Genomic DNA, 19,303 nt, shown 5'->3' on the forward strand with positions numbered 1-19,303 from the left:
AAGTAGTGCCCTGATTGAAATGAACAATAGCTGAGACGAACAATAGCGCTATAATTACTGAAGAAAAACAGCTATATTCATAAACACTGTTTAATAAAAGTAAACAATGACCATGATTAGATTACGTCAAATGTCGGTTTTTGCGCATATAGTGGAAACAGGATCAATCACCGCAGCTGCTGAATTACTCACATTATCAAAGTCTGTGGTGAGTCAGCACCTCAAGTCTCTAGAGACTGAATTAGGCATCATGTTGTTAAAACGTACGACGCGTAAACAAATATTGACCGTCGCTGGGCAACTGTTTTATCAACAGTGTAAAACCCTTAATCAAGTGGCCAGTGATGCATGGAATGATGCTCAACAAATGAAAGCTATCCCGCAAGGAAGAATTAGGATCACCGCTCCCAATGCGCTAATGGAAACCTTAGTCACGCCCGCCATAGCAGATTTATTAGCACAATATCCGTTATTAAACCCAGAGTTAATTAGTCATGATCATCACTTGGATCTGATATCGGAAGATATCGATTTAGCAATAAGAGTAGGGCAATCCCAAGAAAGCGGGCTAAAGCAAAAACGCATTGGTGAGTTTCGAGATGTACTTTGTGGGAGACCTGAATATATTGCTTCTAAGCCGTGGCAAGAGCTAGCGTATATTGGTAATACTTGGCAAGGACATCAGATACGCCATCAGTTTAATCATCATGCAAAGTATCAAGCTGTTTCTTCTAAAGCACTAAAAGTTAAGCAAGGAGATCAAAAAATCGATAGTTTTATTTACAATACTAATAGCCATTGTATTTCAAACTCTTTTTATACTTGCTTAGCATTAATTAAATCTGCATCGGGGATAGGAATTATACCTGATTTTCATTTGAAAAATTTAGTGACAGAACTGCATGAAGTGTTTCCGGAACATCAATTACCATTGAATACTGTCTATGCACTGCATCCCTTTAATAACCAAATGCCGCTGAGTGTTAAGGTCTGTTTACAAGCCATTACGGCTCAATTGAATAACACTACGGAAATGTAGTCGTATTGGCTAAACAGCCAGATGATGGTCGCGCAGTTAGTTTAAACACGATGCTGCGGGACTTAGTTTCCTAATGTTCTTTGGGACATAAACGAAGATAGCCAATTTATATTCAGCCATTAAAAAGGCCACCATTTTTAGGTGACCTCGAAGTTGTGCGTAAAACGGGTCTTATGGTAAATACTGAAATATGCCTAAGGTACTTTCTCCCCTGATGGTATTATTTTACATTCAATAAGTTATCTCTAAATGAGAATGAAAGAATGTTAAAAAGTAAAGTTTATGCATCAGAGTTAATTATTAAGGCTGCACGTAAAGCCCCTTTACTATTCCCTAAGTGGTTAGTAGAGAATATTTGTGAAGAACGACCTGAAGGGTTTGAAAAATCTGATAGGGAAAAAACTCAGGATGGATATAAAACAGCTAGTTTTTTAGAAGGTGATTTTAACTGGAAAGCTATAGCAGTAACCGTTCGAGTTAGTGAATCGGATATTCACTCGATGCATAGATGGATGAAAAAACACACATCGAATTTTAACTATGTTTTAGGCCGGTTTGATGATATTTCCCCTAAATATACAAGCAGAGGAAATGAGAATACCGTTGGATGGGTGCAATATAATAAACCAGAACAGTTATACCATTCCCTTATGAATGTCGAAGATGTTAACTCATATTGCAAGTCTTGTTATGTGTCTATATCCACATTATCAAAAGGATTTAGTTACCTAAACCTATATTTTTTCCTCACAGAAAAAGCTACTAGCGAAGTTCATAATGTCAACGTTGAACATATAAAAAAAAGAACAGAGTTCTACACACTGAATCCATTTTCTAAACAGTTTAAAATTTTAAATTTCTATGATCGTACTCACCTGATCAATAAACTAATTAATCAAAGAATGGAGTGTATAACCAGTAATGTCGTAACAAATGCCAGTGACTTGCTAAAAATATGGGGAATTAGAAAGTCTAATTCTGAATTTGTTGTTATTTCAGATATCTATAGAAACAACGAGTCTCCATACTTTTCTAGTAATAGGAAAATTAAAGCTTGTTCAGAAGTTTTTTTAATAGAAAAGTACTTTGAACACTATGACCTAAATATTTCTGAGGATACGTCCGAAAGCTTTTGTCAATTTAACAAACACGATGAAATTAATACTGGCGCTGATGCAATCTATATAAAAAGCCAATTAAAAGAAACATTTGTTCAACACGAAGATTTTAGCATTAATGGAATGACTGCCTATAATTCACATTTAGTCATAGCTTTACTTATCGATTGTCAAAAACAATACAGAGGTATTTCAGCCAGAGTAAACTCTGTTCTTTTAGATAACTCGAAATCCCCAGAGTCTAATCACAAAACTTTATTTAAGGCATTACTAGACTTAAATAAACTTAATGAAAATCTAACATCGACAAGGAAAATAGCCAATAACGGTTGTCGTAAGAAATACTCTAAGTTTGTAATAACCTCTTCCGAATATTTGCTCAAATTGACAGAAGAGCTTATCGATAGTGTAAAAATAAGAAAAGAAAGTTCCAGAGATGATTTAGAGGTGAAAAATATTCAATTCCACAAATGGTATGCAGGAGGAGTCGGTTTATTAGTTGTTGTTCAAATAATTATTGGTGTCTTGAGTATTGATTGGAAACGGTGGCCAACGATTAAAGGATTTTTTGAATATTTATATGGATTATTTAGTTAACCTTTTTATTGGGGAAATGAAAAAATAAGAAATAAGAAATAAGAAATAAAAAAGAAAACAACGTTAACTATTACGTTCAATCTCAATGCACAAAATGACTCTTATGTTAAGTAGTCGTTTTTTGTTATACAAATAATCGCTTCATTATTAAATCAACACAAAATACTTAAAACTAGTATCGATTAGTAGTTATCAGCTTTAATTAGTATGGTAAAAAATTGAATTAAATGAATTTTTTATTCTAAATATACTATTTTCATTTAGCTTCTTTTCCAATTCCAAGTCCCTAAATAAACTTATTTACTCTCCATATTTGTGGATGTCACGCAAAGGTCGCTGAGGCGTTTTGGAGGGGAAACGACTTAATTAACTATCCTACGACTACTACTGAAAAAGTATAGGGGGTTAATACGGCACGTTAATCAATGTACTGGAATGGAATTCTGAATCGCTGGTTTTTTCTTTGAAGGCTTTTTAGCGGAGAGTACCCCGGTACAGACATAAATCTTCTATTAAACATGATCCGAAGCGTTATTTTCCACATCATCAACATAATCAAAAAAATTTACCTATGGTTAACTTAACACGCTCAGATACTCGGAAAAGAAGTGTATCAAGGCCTGTGATTGGCTAACCAAAGGTGGTTTTAACATCGTATTTACGGTTTTTAGATTTGCGGCTTTCCTGCCTACTGCTGTTAATTTTTACAATATTTCTATCATTATTAAGATTCAAAACTCTTAATTTATGATAATTGTTAACTCATGATAATTGTTGATTCATGATAACTATTTTGAAATTAACGAGTTTCTACCTCAATTACCTTCAAACTCAACAATTTATTTGTCCAACTTGTTTTGTCGATGCCATCAATCCAAATGATTCGACTGTTTCGTGTTTCGCCTTTTCGCAAATAGGTGTTAGGTAATCGATAGCTTGCTTGCCAAACATTAACGGTTTGTTCTGTTATTTTATTGGTTTTATCATCATAAAAACTGATGGCCACCTTAACAATAACAACGCCATCAGTATTATCACTGGATAGTATAAACTTCAAACCAAGGGATTGGTCTCGCCAAATTGAATCACTATAGGTTACTTTTACGTCATTTTTAACGCTAGTATTCAATAAACCCGAGCGTAGCAGTGAAGATCTGTTTTTTAAAGCTTGCTCAGAATTAGCAGGGCTTATTGCATTTGAATTAATGTTGTTTGATGAAATAGTATTATTCACTCCATCTACTGCGTCAGCACTAATGGCGACATATTCCCAAGTGTAATCATCGTGGAATGATATTATGGCTCCGTTATCAAGTGTAGCCGTGCCAATGCTAGCTGCGGACAGCCCTAAAGTGACAGAGCCGAGTAATAAAAATAGTGTGTACTGTAGATAATGAAAAGGCATAAATTTCAACTTTTTATATGGTTTGATTTGATATCAAACATACAGGGTATCTATATGTTCAATCAAAGTTCTGGAACTCAAAGTATTAAACTCACTGTATTAACCTCTCTATATTAACCCCAAAGTATTAAATCCTAAGCTTAGATAAAGTCTTGGAAACAAATTTTTGAAAATTGATATTTTCAATTATTCTTTTATCTGCTTATAGCAACAATAAGTGCTTTGCTAGTTATGCTGTTTGAGAAGATAAGCGAACGTTAAAAGAGTATTAAAGCTTATTGATATTGTATCAAGGTGAATGTGTTAATCGCTGGTTTTTTCTTTGAATTCATGTTATATCCACTAAAAAACATTAAAATCGGGTGAGTGAGTGAGTGACCGTCCAGTCTAGTCATAGCTTAATGCAAAGTTTTCCATTCAATATTTATTACAAAAAAAGATAATTTTGTAAAGTCATGCAGTTCGCGGTGTAAAAAATGGAAAATAACACCATAAATACTTTACAAAAATAGCCGTAAAGACGACTGCTTCACTGCGTAAAACCATCCCTCCTAACACGGTTTTGACTACTCGAATCTCACTTAGGGACAAAAGTGAGTTAGGATCGCTGTCATAAATTTTTTTTGTTCCGTTTCTTCTTAGAGTTTTGCTCGTAAGATTCTTAGTAATTCTTATTTGACCCTATTTATCTAATGCCACCTACAATTAGTTGCTTAAAGTGTCACTCAGTAATTAGATATTTTTTTAGCCTAATAAGTGACCGTGTCACACTTCTTCTGTTTGTTTTTCTCTTCGCTCTAAAATTAATTGCTCAATTAACTGGGTTTTAGTTAGTTTTAATTCTTTTGCTAAAGATTCTAAGGCGAGGTGTGCAGGTAAGGAAATATTGAGATCCAAGCGTCGCGTAGTTAGTTTTTGATTATTCCGTTTTTTATAGGTTCTTAATGAAGAAGATAGTTTGGTTTTTCCAGATTTCGATAAATGCTTTTCTCTAAATTTAGCCGTTTCTTCAGGAGTGGCAAAAGCGGTAATACCTGCTGCTTCAATTTCTTTTTGTGCAAGATAAAGATCAACAAATGAGTCATGTTTAAAATGATCTATTTGTCTTCTAATCCACGCTTCTTGAATATGATAGTGGTCATCAAATGCAGTTACTCTTTTAGTCATATTTCCCCCTATTTGAAATATAACTATAGAACATTGGCGTGACCGTGTCACGATTTTTTGTGTAAGAAACTATATCTCATTTACTCAAAAAAGAGGCTAATAGCACGCAACGGGGAACAAGGATCTTAGTGTTTTTGACTTGTTTACGTACTTATCCCTCTTAGTGAGCATTAATGGTAAAGGCAATCCCCCATTAATTAATGGTTACCTATCCGCAAACCACTTCTTCAACTCTTCTAAGTTATTCTCTGCATCTTTAGTTCGATGTACCATTCGATGGCAGTTAGGGCATAGTAGTATCAAGTCATCTAGGTGAGTCGGTGTATGTTCATCGAGTGAGGAAATTGGCTTGATATGGTGAACTTCAATATAGCCATCGGCCAAATAAGCTGGATATATATCATTAAGATTTGAGTTGCATAGTTCGCAATGAATGAAAGCGTGAGTTTTTAAAAAATTATCTACTTTTGCTTTACGTAAAGCACTTGAACGTTCTCTTTTTTTATGAAGAATGAAGCGATATTTACCTTCCAAATCCATTTTTATTTCAGATGAATGGTCTTCATGACCTGTATCACCATCAACTGGATCTGCCCAAGCAGAATAGATAGCATTAGCGACATCTTCATCTACTTGAAAAACTGTACCTGTAGGGTTAGTGATAATCCGATGCGCACTAACTATGGGATTTAATTTAAAACTCTCCCTGGAGACATCTACATCAGAGAGTCGAACCTCATGGATTTTAATACCAACTTTTATGTCATTTTTATCCACTTCATCTGAAGTCCAGAATTGCTGCCCTAACAAGTCAGGAAAATGAATATCTGAAGCTCGAGTGGGAGCTTCTACGATTTCACCAATAGCAATCATTCCAGCGTCCTTACCTGCTCTCCACAATATCGCTTTGTCACCAATTTTAATTTGGTCTTTATAGTTTGGGCTGCGCCAATAAATATAGGGATGGGTCGCTAGATAGGCATCCATATCATAATATTTGGGATTGCCTTGAAATAAGTAAACATTGCTCATAATAGTGATCCTTATCCTAATCATCCACAACTTCAATGGTCACATGTTTTGCACCAAGGTAAGTACCTTCATCTATTTCATACCGAAGTGTTTCGTCACAATGCGGACAGTCAAAATCTAGATTTGGCTCGATGGATTCATCTTCAATCCAGTCTAAGCCAATGTGTTTTTCACAAGTTGGGCATTCCATATTATTTTTCCTTTAATTGTTCCAATCTCGGGCACGCACACGACCTGTTTGATAGTAGTTAGAAACTAGATCTGTAAAATCTTTAAAATCAGCGTTTTCTTCAACAATACGGTTAACAGATTGCCAATCAATATCAGTTCGTTTTTGTGCAGGAAGAAGTAGTTCACTTTCAGATGGGTTCTCAACAGAAAGCAGAATCACACCAATTCCATTCAGTGCACTCAACATGCGCAGCTCTTGCTCAACACGGCTATCTGCAATGGAGGTTGCCACTAAGTAGCCCTCACTCGCCCATGAGGAGTTACTGACTGCTTGAAAGAATGATTTGCGGACATTACCCATCGTTAGTGCTTTTTTAACTTCAAACGACCATAGGCGAACACTTTGTCCTCCACCTTGTAAAACACAGGTTTTCACATGTGGGTGCCACGTTTGAGCGACAGGCTCCATGGCAACAATGTCAGGGTGCAACCATTGGTTACCGCCATTGCCAAGGCTGTTCTTAGATCGTTTTTCATCTATACGTAAGCAATATAGCTGATGTTCTGAATTCAGGTAGTCCATCAATATGGGGTACAGGTCGTGCTCACTATAGGTGCGGGCTACTTTTTCAGTCTCAATTGTTTCATCATCATGCTCGGAGTCATCAATATTTTCCTGCGCTTGATCGTCGTACCAATAGACTCTTGGGCGAGGTTTATCTTGCCATTTGATATTTGCAGATTGCTTAAGGATACCTTGCTTTTGAGCCCCAATTTCGGCGACAACTTGAGATATAAAATCTCGTTCAGTTTCAAAGCGAGGATTTGCTCGTTTATCAAGATAATCTTCTGGGTAACGTTCAGTGACGGCTAGGGCAATCTGTTTGGCTGTATAGCGTTGGTTTGGGCTCTCTTGAAGAAGTAGAGCAATCTTTTTAGATTGTGATAACTTACTCATTGTGTTCCTTATTCATTCAAATACAACTCCGCCATACCGTCTAAACGGTTTTTAACTTCTTTCCAGTTGGGCATCACGCTGGTCAGTAAGCGCCAGAATTTGTCGCTGTGGTTATGCTCAGCAATATGACAAAGCTCATGCAGAATCACGTAATCAATACACTCTTTGGGTGCTTTAATCAGGTGAGGATTAAGCATCAAATTACCTTTTGCTGAGCAGCTGCCCCATTGTTTGCTCATGGCGAGTACACGAAAGCTCGGGATGCCTTTAACCCACGTTGCTTGGGGTAACAGTTCTGCAACTCGCAGATGAAAGACATGCTCAGCGTGTACCTTGTACCATTTTTTAACGAGGGTTTTGGTCAGTGCTTGTTTATCTTCATTGAAATTTTTCAAGGTAACCAGTAGTTTGCCTCGGGTCATTTTAACGTTAGAGGCAGATTTAGGATCTTCAACTACTTTAAGTACATACCGGCGACCTAAATAGAACTGCATTTCGCCGCTTACATAGTTTTTTGCCTGAACATATTCAAGGTGAACACGGAAGGCTTGCAGCGCATCAACGATCCACTTGGCTCGCTTTATCACTGCTTCATGAAGTTCTTCGCGCAGTGCATCTTCAGGAGCGCTGATCATGACGTCGCAATTAGGGTGAACCTTGATGGTTATTTTTCGTTTTTTGCCTTCGGCTAGCTTCTTACGGATTACCTGATAAGTAACAGCCTGATCCCCATAGACAAAGCCGTATTCCTCTTTATCAGCTTCACTCGCGTTGAATGATGTCATTAGTGATGACCCGCCACACCTAAACGGGTGATCTGAATAATATCCGTGATAACGACTTTAGCTTTATCCATACCGATGCTTTTAAATAATACTGGCAGTAGCTTACGTCGGATCTGATTTTCAATCTCCTGTGGGTTAATTGAAAACTCAGCAACGGCAGCGGTGACGATTTCATCAATCAAAATGGCTGAGTCAAAACACTCATCTTCAGATAATCCGTTTGCACTGTCCAAATGCTTTAAGAACAAGCCGTAATAGGCTTGCACATGGCGTTTAATAGCGGGATCAAGTTCGCTAAATCGGTCGTTTGGAATACCTTCGACTTTGCGCTCTTTAACTTGCTCTTCAAAATCAGCAAATAACAGGTACTGTTTTACGGGTGCATCAAACATCTCTTTGGTTTTATCGATAGCCTGTTTCAGTAGGTTAGAAAAATACTCCTGTGCGTAGGGATCATCAGCTAAGTCCTGATCAATCATCTTGGTGATACGGCCGGTGATCGCATCTTTTTTATTACGCGCTTCATCGTCGCTCATCTCTTCAGGTTTAGCCGCTTTTCCCATATTACCGACCAAATAGATACCTTGCGATTCCTGAATTTCAACACCACCGATATGCTTATCCAGCATCGCTCGAATATTTTCAGAGTACTCATCGTACTTAACCGTTTCTTCGGCATCTTCACGCACTTGTTTACGCAGTTCAGACATGGATTTCAGTGTCTTTTTGTATAATTCACGCTTATCGTCAAAGCTCTTATCTTCAAAGTAGGTAGCCGATTGCAATGCAACTTTCAGACAGTTTGCAAAACTTGTGAGCGCAGAGTAAAAATCCTCTCGTTTCTTTTGATTGGTATCGGTCAGCTGACCATCAATGGTATGGATCTTCGGTGTTAATACTTGGCGTAGCGCAGGCCCATCTTGTTTATTCTGTACACTATCAAAAATAGCCCATAAATCACGGTATAAACCGGGGAGCTTTTTATATTCGGTCTCCATACGATTATATAGACCTTTCAGATCATCAAGATCAAAGCCACCTTTGGTGCGCTCTGCTAATTCTTGATAATCGGCAATGGTGGCATCTAATTCTTTTAAAATACCTCGATAATCAATCAGGTAACCAAACTGTTTCTTTTCGTGCAAGCGGTTGACGCGGGCAATCGCCTGAATCAGGCTGTGCTGTCTTAGCTGTTTATCGATATAAAGCACAGTGTTCTTGGGTTCATCAAAGCCGGTGAGTAGCTTATCAACCACAATCATCAAGTCAGGACCCTCATCTTTGCTAAATTCATCGATGATATGTTTGGTATAGGCTTTTTCATCTAGCCCATAGCCAGCATCATTAACGTTTTCCTTCCACCAATTTTGTACAATATCATTACTTTTAGCATCGACTTTCTCATGGTTCTCACGCGTATCAGGCGGCGACATGGCGACAACGGAGGTTACCTTACCAATCTTATCTAAAAGCATCTTATAGTGAATGGCTGAGGCTTTTGAGTCACAGGCGAGCTGGCCTTTTAGCCCTTGGTGCTTAAAATTCTGGAAATGATCTGAAATATCATGGGCAATCAGCTCTAATCGACCTTCTGTTTGATAGATTTGTCCCTTTTGTGAAAACTTCTTCTTCAGATCGGTACGTTGCTTTTCAGAGAGTTTATCGGTGATGCGGTTAAACCACGCATCAATCGCTTTATCATTGGTACTGAGATCTGCAATACGCTCTTCATATAACAGCGGTGTGACGGTTTTATCTTCGACCGCTTGTTGCATGGTATAGGAGTGGATGATCTTACCGAACTTGTTCTCGGTTTTATCATCTTGCAATAGGGGCGTGCCCGTAAAACCAATATAGGCGGCTTTAGGCAGAGCTTGCTGCATGCGAATATTGTTTTCACCGTTTTGGCTGCGATGGCCTTCATCGACCAACACAATCATATCTGGGCTGTTGTTGTAACACTCAGGTAGCTCAATTGCGGTACCAAACTTGTTGATGATAGAGAAGATAATGCGCTCATTGCCTTTACCTATCTGTTGGGCTAAACGGCGTCCGGTGGTTGCCATTGCGGATTTTTTATCTTTATCTGATAACGCACCACCTGAGGCGAAGGTACGCGCGAGTTGATCTTCTAAATCCACTCGGTCAGTCACCACAATAACACGGCACTTTGCCAACTCTTTAAGCCATACCAAAGCTTTAGAGAGAAATACCATGGTGAACGATTTACCCGAGCCAGTGGTATGCCAGATTACGCCGCCATTACGCGCGCCTTTCTCATCAAAGGAGGTCACGCGTTTAATTAACGCTTTAATGCCAAATACCTGCTGATAACGGGCGACAATTTTGCCGACTTTTTTATCGAACAGAGTATAAAGTCGGGTCATCTCTAACAGGCGATCCGGACGCAACAATGAAACCAATAAACGGTCTTGGTCAGTCACCATTAAATCACCGCGCGCAATCAGTGCAAGGTACTCATCACGTACTTTAGCAGGGCGATGGTTAAAGATTAAATCGCGTTTATTTTGTGTTAATGGCGTGTTCTTTAAGCGAGCAAAGGTGGTTTCAGCAATCTCTTCCTCTTTCCATTTTGCCCAGAACTTATCGCTTGTGCCGCAGGTCGCATACAAACCTTCGTGGCCATTTACCGACATGACCAGTTGACTGTAAGCAAACAGGTGCGGGATCTCATCATTGCCTTGATTGCGAATTGTCTGTGAGACGCCTTCATGAATAGTTGGTTTACCTTCATGCGAAGAGTCAGGACGTTTCGCTTCAATCACCACCCACGGCAAACCATTAACAAAACAGACCAGATCAGGAATACGCTTGCCCGTACCGTGTGCGTTTTCAACCTCCATCTCTTCGGTAAAGTGGAATTGATTATTCTCTGGCGTTTCCCAATCAATCACTTGAATGGTTGGATTGGCTTTTTTGCCCGCGACAAATTCAGTTACACCAATGCCATAGGTAAGCGCGTTATAGAGTTTTTCATTGGCGGCTTTTAGCCCTTCATTCATAGCAGGGTTAGCAAGCTCTTGAATGATATGGTCAATTGCCGCTTGGGAAAGTTTCTGATCTTTCCCCATAAATGAATAGGTTTTATTGACAAGGGCACTGCGCAGCACATCAGGCAGAATAACCGTTGAGCGATTGCCACGCTGCACCAAACATTTACTCGGTGGGATAAACTGGTAGCCAAGGTTAGTGAGTAAAGTGAGCGCAGGAATTTTAGCGCTTTGTTCTTCACGGAAATTGGGTAAAGTATTTTTCATATAAGACTAAATTCCTACCTGTTAGTTAATTTTTCATGGTCAAAACCAGGGGGTAAATGCTTAAAAGTCTCTCGGTCACCTGGTTTTGATTTAAATTGAAAGTATCTTAAACCAGCTATATCTATATCAACCGTTAATACACTTGCATTGTTTCCACCCTTTACGTAAAGCATTGTTTTACTCTCTGTTTTGGTTGGGCGAAGCACACAAGAACCGCCATATTGTGATGTGTTAGATTGCACTACATAACAATGTAAGTCTCTTACTGCTGACTCTAAAATGTGTTGATAGTAATTTGTATCTCTATTCCAAACACATGCAAACAGTAGGTCGACTTCAGATTTAAAGAGGGTTCTATGTTGAATATCGGAAAGTTCAAAACAATTGTAGGTGGCAAAGTTAATACCTTTCCAACGAACATTATGATAATAATCGTATGGCTTTTGCACACTATTAGCAGGTTTAAGGCGTAAAGAATCAATAAGCTCTAGCTCAGCTGGAGCATAGTGATTTTTTAATCTCGCATTTAAAGTGCAAGACTTATATTTACCTGACACTTTAAAGGGTAAAACTTCTATAAGTAAGTTATATGCGTAGTCACCACTTACCCAGTGTTCTAGTCCAAAAATAATTCCTATTTGGTGTCTACGTGCATGTGCAACCATAAAAGGAAGCCAGCTTACTGGAATGGAAACTTCCGGCATTAAAAGCAAGTCAGCTTTTTCTTTTATTGCGGAGTTAAGAACTTCGTAAAGCGTTTTCTGACGAGAGAAACTAACATTAGGTAGCTTATCATTTCTAATTGCAGAGTCTATATCTGATGCTTTAACAACGATATTAGCCAGAGCAACACGGAGACTGTTTGTTTTAACTTTATCACCAACAGTTAAAGTAGATTTTTTTGTTCTTTCATCATATTTGTCATCGGCTATAAAACTGACAGGAAGGTTAGTGCTTGATGATCTAACTTTGTAAGAATGTAAAGTATCAGTTTGCCACTGATTTAAGCTTTCTTCTGGCGAAGTCAGAGAGTTAGGAAGATGAAATAGTTGCCATTCATCTAAATGAATATAACGAGGTGACAATTTTAGCTTATCATCACAAAGTCCCTGTGCTGTTACCCCAATAAATGACTGCTCATCTGTCAAATCATTTTCTAAAGAGCTGTAGTTTGCAAGAGGCCAAGAAACCAAATGATGCCTAAGTAAATTAGATTGTCTAAATCTCCAAGCATATAAGTATAAATTTTGTTCAATGACTATTGCCGATAAAATATCTCTACTTGAGCTATGAAATACTTTATTTACGGGGCCAAATTGAAATGTGCTTGGTTTTTTTAGGTCTAATAGAGCAACCGTTAATGATAAAGATAGGTTGTTGTAGTGTGATAAATCGCGTTTTAACTCATTAGTAAGCTGTTTTCTAACTTTTTTACTATCGGGGTTAATCCCTTCAATTTTTAGTATTTCTGAATTTAAATACTGTAAGAAAGAGCGAATATAATCATACCGTTTAGTAACGAGAGCATACTGATATACCTTTTCCCACAAACGGCTAAATTGAAGCGCACTAGAGCCTTTGAAAAAGAGCTTTAACTCAGGTAATACACTGTTATTATTATCTAACTTGCAGAGTCGGTGGGCAGTAATATGGCTTGATAAATATTTAGCTAACTCCGTTTCATTCTTGGATAATCCTACTATGCTCCGAAGTTTATTAGCAGATCCATCATAGAGAACATCATAGGCAAACTTGCCAAGTTCTTTGTCAATATGTTCACTAGGTAAAAACTTAAATGCACTGCTTCTTTCATCGAGCTCTTGCTTAAAAACTTCTAAGCCAGCTTTACTATGATTCTTTTCAAAATACTGGAATATTAATTTATCTCGTTGAAGTGGCAACTTATTATTATCGACAGTAATATAATAATTATTAGTTTTGCTATCTTGTTGAAGTAATCCATTTAAATAACGTTCAATGAAGCTTTCAATCGGCTTATCTTCATCGAATTTAGGTCTCTTAAAAACAAGCAGAATATCATCTACATATCGCCCATAATAAGCAGGGCGAACAACATCTGAAATGCTGCTGTCGAACTCAGACAAGTACCAATTGGCGATTATAGATGAAGATGAAAACCCGATAGGTAACCAATATTTCTCTTTACAATCAGGATGAGTTTGTTTGGCTAGAAGTGCTGTTTTATGATTGAAATCATCGAAAATATCTTCTAAAAGTATTGTTAGTTTTTCTACTTTTGATCTCTCTTCAGAGTCAGAAATATGAGCATCATACACTTGATTAAATTTAGAAAAATCATAATCTACCTGATAGTAATACGACTTTAAATCAAGTGAAAGTATTGCAACATCATCCTGTTCATTGGATAGCTCAGTTGCAATGTTGATAGCTTGGTCTCGCCATTGATTATACTGTTCTATATATCGTTTAAAAATTTCATGTGAGCAAACACTAGCTTTATTGTTTTCTGGATCTAATTTGGATTTTCTCATCCGATTGCCATAGCAATCTTTAGTAAGGTTGTTATCTAATAAAGAGCCTGCCTTTAAGCTCCACAACACGTCAATAATATGCAATTCTATTGGCGCATTAATAAAATAATTAACCTTACTAACTTGGTATTTTTCAGAAACAGTTACATTAGATATAAATAAACCGTTTCGTTTATTATGTTTTTTTTGAAGTTTATCTTCAGGTCTAACAACCTCTTTGGGCATGAGGTGATAATCAATTGCTGATAGCCATCCTTTAAAAGTAACATTTTCAGAAGGATCCTCATCATTTAATACATCAGTAATCGCTTGGATGGCAGCTTCATACCGATCACATTCAAATTCAGCAACACGCTGCTTCAGGAATAAATTTAAGTTTTCATGATAGGCATAGCTTTTTAAATATAAATAAGCCTGTTCTACAACTGTTTTGCTAAATTCCATCTATATTAACCCTCAATTTTTACGCGATGTATACTGCATCGGAAAGTCTGTGTGTTTCACCCATAAACGAATAGTTTTTGTGTTTAAGTACGTCAGACAGAATAACGGTTGAGCGATTACCTCGTTTTAGCAAGCACTCGCTCGGTGGGATAAACGTATAACCTAAGTTGGTCAGCAAGGTGAGCGCGGGAATTTTGACGCTCTGCTCTTCTCTAAAGTTCGGTAATGGTTGAGTCATGGTTTAATCTTCTTTTGCTATCAATGCAGTTGTCTGCCTTGATTGATATTGATGACGTTGTTTGTTGTCGCTGGCGACTGAGGCGAAAAGGAGGCTAACCAGTAAGCGTAGAAATCTTCATTAGCTTGGAAGTAATCCTTTTCGTTTGGTCTTTTTCTTAATATCTTTGATGCAGTCACGCTAAACAGCAGACAATCCAACCGTTCGGTGATAGGACCTTGCTTTTCGCAAAGGCCTTCCAAATGCCACACCACCTCTTTCATATGTGCTTGTACGCTACGATCGCCACGTTGATGAAAAACACAGGTATTAACAGCGGTATTATACTGTTCGATATAGCCTGTTGCTTCACTCTGATCGATTTTTGGAGCCATTGGCGTGTTATCTACCCAATAACGAAAGTTTGCTTTCAGGTTTGTTTCAAAGCTATTAAGAAACGCAATATCATCGCCTTTTTTGCCCGCAGGAAACAGGATGCAATAACGTGAATGATAGTCCATCACTAGCAGATATTTTTTGCGCTTGATAGACACACAATGCACCACCCATTGCCATTGGAATTCATCGTTTTCAGTACTATCGAAACCATCAGGAAAAACAGGCGTAGCCACTGATTCAGCAATGGTTTTATGTGGTGCTGGCTCAATACAGCTCTGTTTTTTACCTTGTCGAGTCACGCTAAAAAACTCAGCGGCAGCTTTGGTGCAGTTAAATACTAACATTCGCGGTTTCCTTATTGCTCTGTGGCTTGCGCTAATAAGTGCTGACGTTCTTTTTCTAGTTGCAGACGAAGCTCTTCTTCACTGGGTAACTCTGTCATATATTTAGAGGCAAACAGATGCTCGCTATCATTAAGGACGGAGTATTTCGCGACGGTGTGATTGTTTTCGGTACATAAGATCAAGCCGATAGTGGGATTGTCGTCAGCGCGGCGTTTTTTCTCTTCGTACATGCGCACATACATATCCATTTGTCCGACATCTTGGTGGGACAGTTTATGCATTTTTAGATCAATCAGCAGGAAGCATTTCAGGTGGAAGTTGTAGAACACCAAGTCGATGTAGTAGTCGCCATCATCGGTTGCAATGCGCTGTTGACGTTCAACAAAGGCAAAACCTTTACCGAGCTCCAGTAAGAATTTTTGCAGGTTATCAATAAGCGCTTGCTCTAACTCGCTTTCCTGTAAATGCCCGCTGGGCAAACCTAAAAAGTCAAAGATATAGGGATCGCGTAGATAATCTTTAGGGCAGAGCGCTAACGCTTGAGTCTTTTGTTTCGCTTCATCTAACACCGGCTTTAAATCGTTTTTACCCGCTTGTGTGGCAAGTAATCGCTCATAATAAAGCGAACCGATTTGTCGCTCTAATGCGCGTGCCGACCATGCCTGCTCAATGGCTTCATTTAGATACCACTGCCGAGCGTTTTCATTTTCAATACGAGTAAGGGTACGATAATGGGTCCATGATAATTCGAGACGCAGTGCGTCTCGAATTGGAAAACAAAGGTAAAGTGCGCGCATTTTACGCAGATTCGTCAGATCAAAGCCTTTGCCAAATTCTTTGGTTAGCGATATCGATAATGCTTTTAATACGGCTTTGCCATATTCAGCCCGACGTTCGCCTTGTTGCTCATCTTCAACAATGAGTTGACCTATCTGCCAATAGGTTTGCACCATCGCTGAATTGACGGCCTGAACAACCTGCTTGCGACTTTGGTTTAATAGTGTGCGAATATTAACAAATAACGCCTCACTATTTTGGGTTAGCTGATTTGCCATTATGCAGCCTCCGATTTAACTCTTTTTTTACCCGTTAACAGTTGCTGCATCAACGCTTTTTTCTCTTGTTTAAGATGTGTAAGTTTAGCTTGTAATAGTTCGATCTCTTTATCGGCAGCGGTGAGCACAGAAGCGATTTTCTGTTGTTCCTGTAAGATTTTTGGAATTAATAATTTAAGTTTTTTTGAGCCTTGAACATCTAAATGCAATACAGTAGATCCACTTGCTCGGGCTCTCATGAAATTACGATTACAAGGTAACTTTAGTGAATAGTAAATAAACTGCTTATTGACAGAGGCATTAAGTTGTAATTTCACTAAATCCATCGATATATAACTGTTATTAAATGGTAATTTAGGTACAAAGATTGGAGCACCTACAACTTCAGCATTTCTAGTTAAATCTGTTACAGCAAATACAACATCCCCTTTAACTACTGCAAATTTTTCATCCACATTAGATAATAAGTATTTAATCCCTTTCGGACTGTAACCTCCACCTCTTTGAATACTTTTTAATGTAAGAAATCCATTTGCAGTAGCTTTTTCTGAATACTCGCTAGATTTATAGGTATAACCTTTTTGATATTTGGCTATATCACCTAAGCGAATCTCTTCCCAATCCCCCTCAAACACCATCCCCGTTTCAGGGTTGAGTAAACGTTTTTTCCCCGTCAACAACTGCTGCATCAGTGCTTTTTTCTGCTGCTGGCTGGTTGCAATCAGCTTTTCAGTGGTGGTAATCGCTTTATCCCAAGTGGAAAGGATTTTGGCGATTTTGCGTTGTTCTGGGAGGGGGGGGAGTAAACAAATAACCGATTTAAGCCTGTCGGGAGATGTGTGTTTTACTTTTGTACCTGTTGACTGCTCTGTAATTTGCTTTCGGATATACGGCGAATTGTAGGTCAAATAGAGAAATTCAGAACAAACTGATTCATGAGACTTTATTTGGATTAAACCAAGTCGTTGATTGTGCAAGTAACGGTTGTTCTCCGGTACAAATAATGTACTACCTAATAGCCCTGCACCTTGCTCTGTCATTGCTATTAATAGATCGTCTTTAGAAAGCAGGTATCCCTCTGGAATCTCACCGATATAGTATTTGGTTTTATTTTTTTGATTCCGGAAACCTCCTGGTTCATAGAAACTACCTGGAGTTAAAAGAACATAGCTACCTTCTTCTCTAAAATACTCACTTTTAAAAGCAAAACCATGCTTTATATGAATATAATTCTGAAGGTTTGTTTTTAACCACCCATTAGGCACCATAACCCAACTCCTCTAGATAACCCGCCATTTCTGCTTCCAGATTCGCTAATTCACCTTGCAGCGCCAAACGCTCGCCACGCACTGCCATTAAATCAATCTCGGCTTCCTCTTCAAAGGTATCGACATAACGCGGAATATTAAGGTTAAAATCGTTCTCGGCTATCTCATCAAGCGTGGCAAGGTAAGCATATTTATCCACGCTTTCCCGTTTTTTGTAGGTATCAATTACCTTCTGAATGTTCTCTGTGGTGAGTAGGTTTTGATTTTTGCCAGATTTAAACTCACGGGAGGCATCAATAAACAATACTTTGTTATCATCTTTATGCTTTTTGAACAGCAAGATAGCAGCAGGGATACCGGTGCCAAAGAACAGTTTTTCAGGTAAGCCGATCACCGTATCTAACAGGTTTTCTTCAATCAGTTGTTTACGGATCTTACCTTCACTCGATGCTCGGAACAGTACACCATGTGGCACGACCACACCCATACGCCCTGTGTGTGGTTTAAGGGTTTCAATCATGTGTGAGATAAAAGCGTAATCGCCCTTGGTTTTGGGTGGCACACCACGGCGAAAACGACCAAAGTGGTCATCGGCGGCATTTTCATGGCCCCATTTATCTAATGAGAATGGCGGATTTGCCGTTACCACATCAAAGTGCAATAAACCGCCTTCTTTGTCCTGTAGCTTAGGGTTACGAATGGTATCGCCCCATTCAATGCGGTGGTTATCTTCACCGTGCAGGAACATATTCATCTTAGCCAGAGACCAAGTTGAGCCAATTGCTTCTTGTCCAAATAGCGCATATTGCTTAGATCCATTGAAGTTCAGTTGGATCTGTTTACCACACTTCATCAATAGTGAGCCGGAGCCACAAGCGGGATCGCAAATCGTATCGCCTTCAGCGGGTTCAAGAATGATAGAGAGTAGATCCGACACTTCAGGTGGCGTATAGAACTCGCCCGCCGATTTACCGCTGCTTGCCGCAAAATGTTTGATCAGGTATTCGTAAGCGTTACCAATCACATCTAACGAGCCAACACGACTTGGACGTAGGTTAAGGGTTGGCTTGCCAAAGTCTTCGAGTAGGTGGCGAAGAATATCGTTCTTCTGTTTTTCATCACCGAGTTTATCGGTATTAAAGCTGATATCTTGGAAGACATTTTTTAGCTTAGTGCCGTTGGCTTCTTCAATCGCATGCAACGCTTGGTCGATACGTGAGCCGTTACCTGCGGTATTGCGCAGCTCATAAAGATTCCAAAAAGTAGCACCCGCTGGAATTTTGAAAGACTGACTTTCCATCATTGCAGCAATTAGCTCTGGTTCATCACCATGCTCCGCTTTGAGTTGTTCGGCTTTATCTTGATGCACATCGGAGATGTATTTCAAAAACAACATGGTCAGAATGAAGTCTTTATAGATGGAAGGGTCTATCGTACCACGGAACGTGTCACACGCCGACCATACGGCTTTGTTGATATCATCTTGGTTTATCTGATCCATTTTTATATTCCA

At 38.7% G+C, this 19,303-nt stretch carries 14 protein-coding genes and 1 pseudogene; 2 read left to right on the top strand and 13 right to left on the bottom strand.

What is annotated here, in order from left to right; genetic code table 11:
* Positions 1-112 precede the first annotated feature (112 nt).
* Both MT391_RS16755 and MT391_RS16760 read left to right on the top strand, forming a co-directional pair.
* The gene (locus MT391_RS16755; RefSeq protein ID WP_499499151.1) at positions 113-1,039 is read left to right on the top strand and encodes a LysR family transcriptional regulator; all 927 of its coding nucleotides are present in this window, start codon (positions 113-115) and stop codon (positions 1,037-1,039) included.
* A gap of 263 nt (positions 1,040-1,302) precedes the next feature.
* The gene (locus MT391_RS16760; protein WP_499499115.1) at positions 1,303-2,754 is read left to right on the top strand and encodes a hypothetical protein; all 1,452 of its coding nucleotides are present in this window, start codon (positions 1,303-1,305) and stop codon (positions 2,752-2,754) included.
* Positions 2,755-3,553: 799 nt separating this feature from the next.
* Here the strand turns inward: MT391_RS16760 and MT391_RS16765 are convergent.
* From MT391_RS16765 to MT391_RS16825, 13 genes and pseudogenes are all read right to left on the bottom strand, one after another.
* Entirely contained in the window at positions 3,554-4,159 is a 606-nt protein-coding gene (locus tag MT391_RS16765) for a DUF3157 family protein (RefSeq protein ID WP_499499117.1), read from the bottom strand.
* Positions 4,160-4,924: 765 nt separating this feature from the next.
* A complete protein-coding gene (locus MT391_RS16770; RefSeq protein WP_499499119.1) occupies positions 4,925-5,326 on the bottom strand; it encodes a hypothetical protein in 402 nt (133 codons plus the stop codon).
* A 204-nt stretch (positions 5,327-5,530) separates the two neighbouring features.
* Entirely contained in the window at positions 5,531-6,358 is an 828-nt protein-coding gene (locus MT391_RS16775) for an HNH endonuclease (RefSeq protein WP_499499121.1), read from the bottom strand.
* A 16-nt stretch (positions 6,359-6,374) separates the two neighbouring features.
* Positions 6,375-6,548, bottom strand: a complete 174-nt coding sequence (locus tag MT391_RS16780) for a hypothetical protein (RefSeq protein WP_499499123.1) — start codon at positions 6,546-6,548, stop codon at positions 6,375-6,377.
* Between the two features lie 12 nt (positions 6,549-6,560).
* Positions 6,561-7,487 (bottom strand): COG2958 family protein, encoded by a 927-nt coding sequence (locus MT391_RS16785; protein ID WP_499499124.1) that lies wholly within the window; start codon positions 7,485-7,487, stop codon positions 6,561-6,563.
* 8 nt (positions 7,488-7,495) lie between these two features.
* Positions 7,496-8,272 (bottom strand): M48 family metallopeptidase, encoded by a 777-nt coding sequence (locus MT391_RS16790; RefSeq protein WP_499499126.1) that lies wholly within the window; start codon positions 8,270-8,272, stop codon positions 7,496-7,498.
* Positions 8,272-11,550 (bottom strand): type I restriction endonuclease subunit R, encoded by a 3,279-nt coding sequence (locus MT391_RS16795; RefSeq protein ID WP_499499127.1) that lies wholly within the window; start codon positions 11,548-11,550, stop codon positions 8,272-8,274. The genes MT391_RS16790 and MT391_RS16795 overlap by 1 nt, the downstream gene beginning before the upstream one ends.
* A gap of 14 nt (positions 11,551-11,564) precedes the next feature.
* Entirely contained in the window at positions 11,565-14,507 is a 2,943-nt protein-coding gene (locus MT391_RS16800) for a reverse transcriptase domain-containing protein (protein ID WP_499499129.1), read from the bottom strand.
* A gap of 34 nt (positions 14,508-14,541) precedes the next feature.
* A pseudogene (locus tag MT391_RS16805) lies at positions 14,542-14,745 on the bottom strand (hypothetical protein); the annotation flags it as partial.
* A 20-nt stretch (positions 14,746-14,765) separates the two neighbouring features.
* A complete protein-coding gene (locus tag MT391_RS16810) occupies positions 14,766-15,467 on the bottom strand; it encodes a DUF6933 domain-containing protein (protein WP_499499131.1) in 702 nt (233 codons plus the stop codon).
* 11 nt (positions 15,468-15,478) lie between these two features.
* Positions 15,479-16,522: a PDDEXK nuclease domain-containing protein gene (locus MT391_RS16815; RefSeq protein ID WP_499499132.1), complete on the bottom strand. Its 1,044-nt coding sequence runs from the start codon at positions 16,520-16,522 to the stop codon at positions 15,479-15,481.
* Positions 16,522-17,790, bottom strand: a complete 1,269-nt coding sequence (locus MT391_RS16820; RefSeq protein WP_499499133.1) for a restriction endonuclease subunit S — start codon at positions 17,788-17,790, stop codon at positions 16,522-16,524. Before MT391_RS16820 ends, MT391_RS16815 begins: the two co-directional genes overlap by 1 nt.
* Positions 17,780-19,291: a type I restriction-modification system subunit M gene (locus tag MT391_RS16825; protein WP_499499134.1), complete on the bottom strand. Its 1,512-nt coding sequence runs from the start codon at positions 19,289-19,291 to the stop codon at positions 17,780-17,782. The genes MT391_RS16820 and MT391_RS16825 overlap by 11 nt, the downstream gene beginning before the upstream one ends.
* Positions 19,292-19,303 lie beyond the last annotated feature (12 nt).

Origin of the sequence: Vibrio sp. 1-Bac 57, from assembly GCF_037546855.1 — a bacterium.
Lineage (GTDB): Bacteria > Pseudomonadota > Gammaproteobacteria > Enterobacterales > Psychromonadaceae > Psychromonas.

Bases quoted from the DNA above. Each gene is read 5' to 3' on its own strand.
- MT391_RS16755 (WP_499499151.1), top strand. From the start codon at position 113: ATGATTAGATTACGTCAAATGTCGGTTTTTGCGCATATAGTGGAAACA.
- MT391_RS16760 (WP_499499115.1), top strand. From the start codon at position 1,303: ATGTTAAAAAGTAAAGTTTATGCATCAGAGTTAATTATTAAGGCTGCA.
- MT391_RS16765 (WP_499499117.1), bottom strand. From the start codon at position 4,159: ATGCCTTTTCATTATCTACAGTACACACTATTTTTATTACTCGGCTCT.
- MT391_RS16770 (WP_499499119.1), bottom strand. From the start codon at position 5,326: ATGACTAAAAGAGTAACTGCATTTGATGACCACTATCATATTCAAGAA.
- MT391_RS16775 (WP_499499121.1), bottom strand. From the start codon at position 6,358: ATGAGCAATGTTTACTTATTTCAAGGCAATCCCAAATATTATGATATG.
- MT391_RS16780 (WP_499499123.1), bottom strand. From the start codon at position 6,548: ATGGAATGCCCAACTTGTGAAAAACACATTGGCTTAGACTGGATTGAA.
- MT391_RS16785 (WP_499499124.1), bottom strand. From the start codon at position 7,487: ATGAGTAAGTTATCACAATCTAAAAAGATTGCTCTACTTCTTCAAGAG.
- MT391_RS16790 (WP_499499126.1), bottom strand. From the start codon at position 8,272: ATGACATCATTCAACGCGAGTGAAGCTGATAAAGAGGAATACGGCTTT.
- MT391_RS16795 (WP_499499127.1), bottom strand. From the start codon at position 11,550: ATGAAAAATACTTTACCCAATTTCCGTGAAGAACAAAGCGCTAAAATT.
- MT391_RS16800 (WP_499499129.1), bottom strand. From the start codon at position 14,507: ATGGAATTTAGCAAAACAGTTGTAGAACAGGCTTATTTATATTTAAAA.
- MT391_RS16810 (WP_499499131.1), bottom strand. From the start codon at position 15,467: ATGTTAGTATTTAACTGCACCAAAGCTGCCGCTGAGTTTTTTAGCGTG.
- MT391_RS16815 (WP_499499132.1), bottom strand. From the start codon at position 16,522: ATGGCAAATCAGCTAACCCAAAATAGTGAGGCGTTATTTGTTAATATT.
- MT391_RS16820 (WP_499499133.1), bottom strand. From the start codon at position 17,790: ATGGTGCCTAATGGGTGGTTAAAAACAAACCTTCAGAATTATATTCAT.
- MT391_RS16825 (WP_499499134.1), bottom strand. From the start codon at position 19,291: ATGGATCAGATAAACCAAGATGATATCAACAAAGCCGTATGGTCGGCG.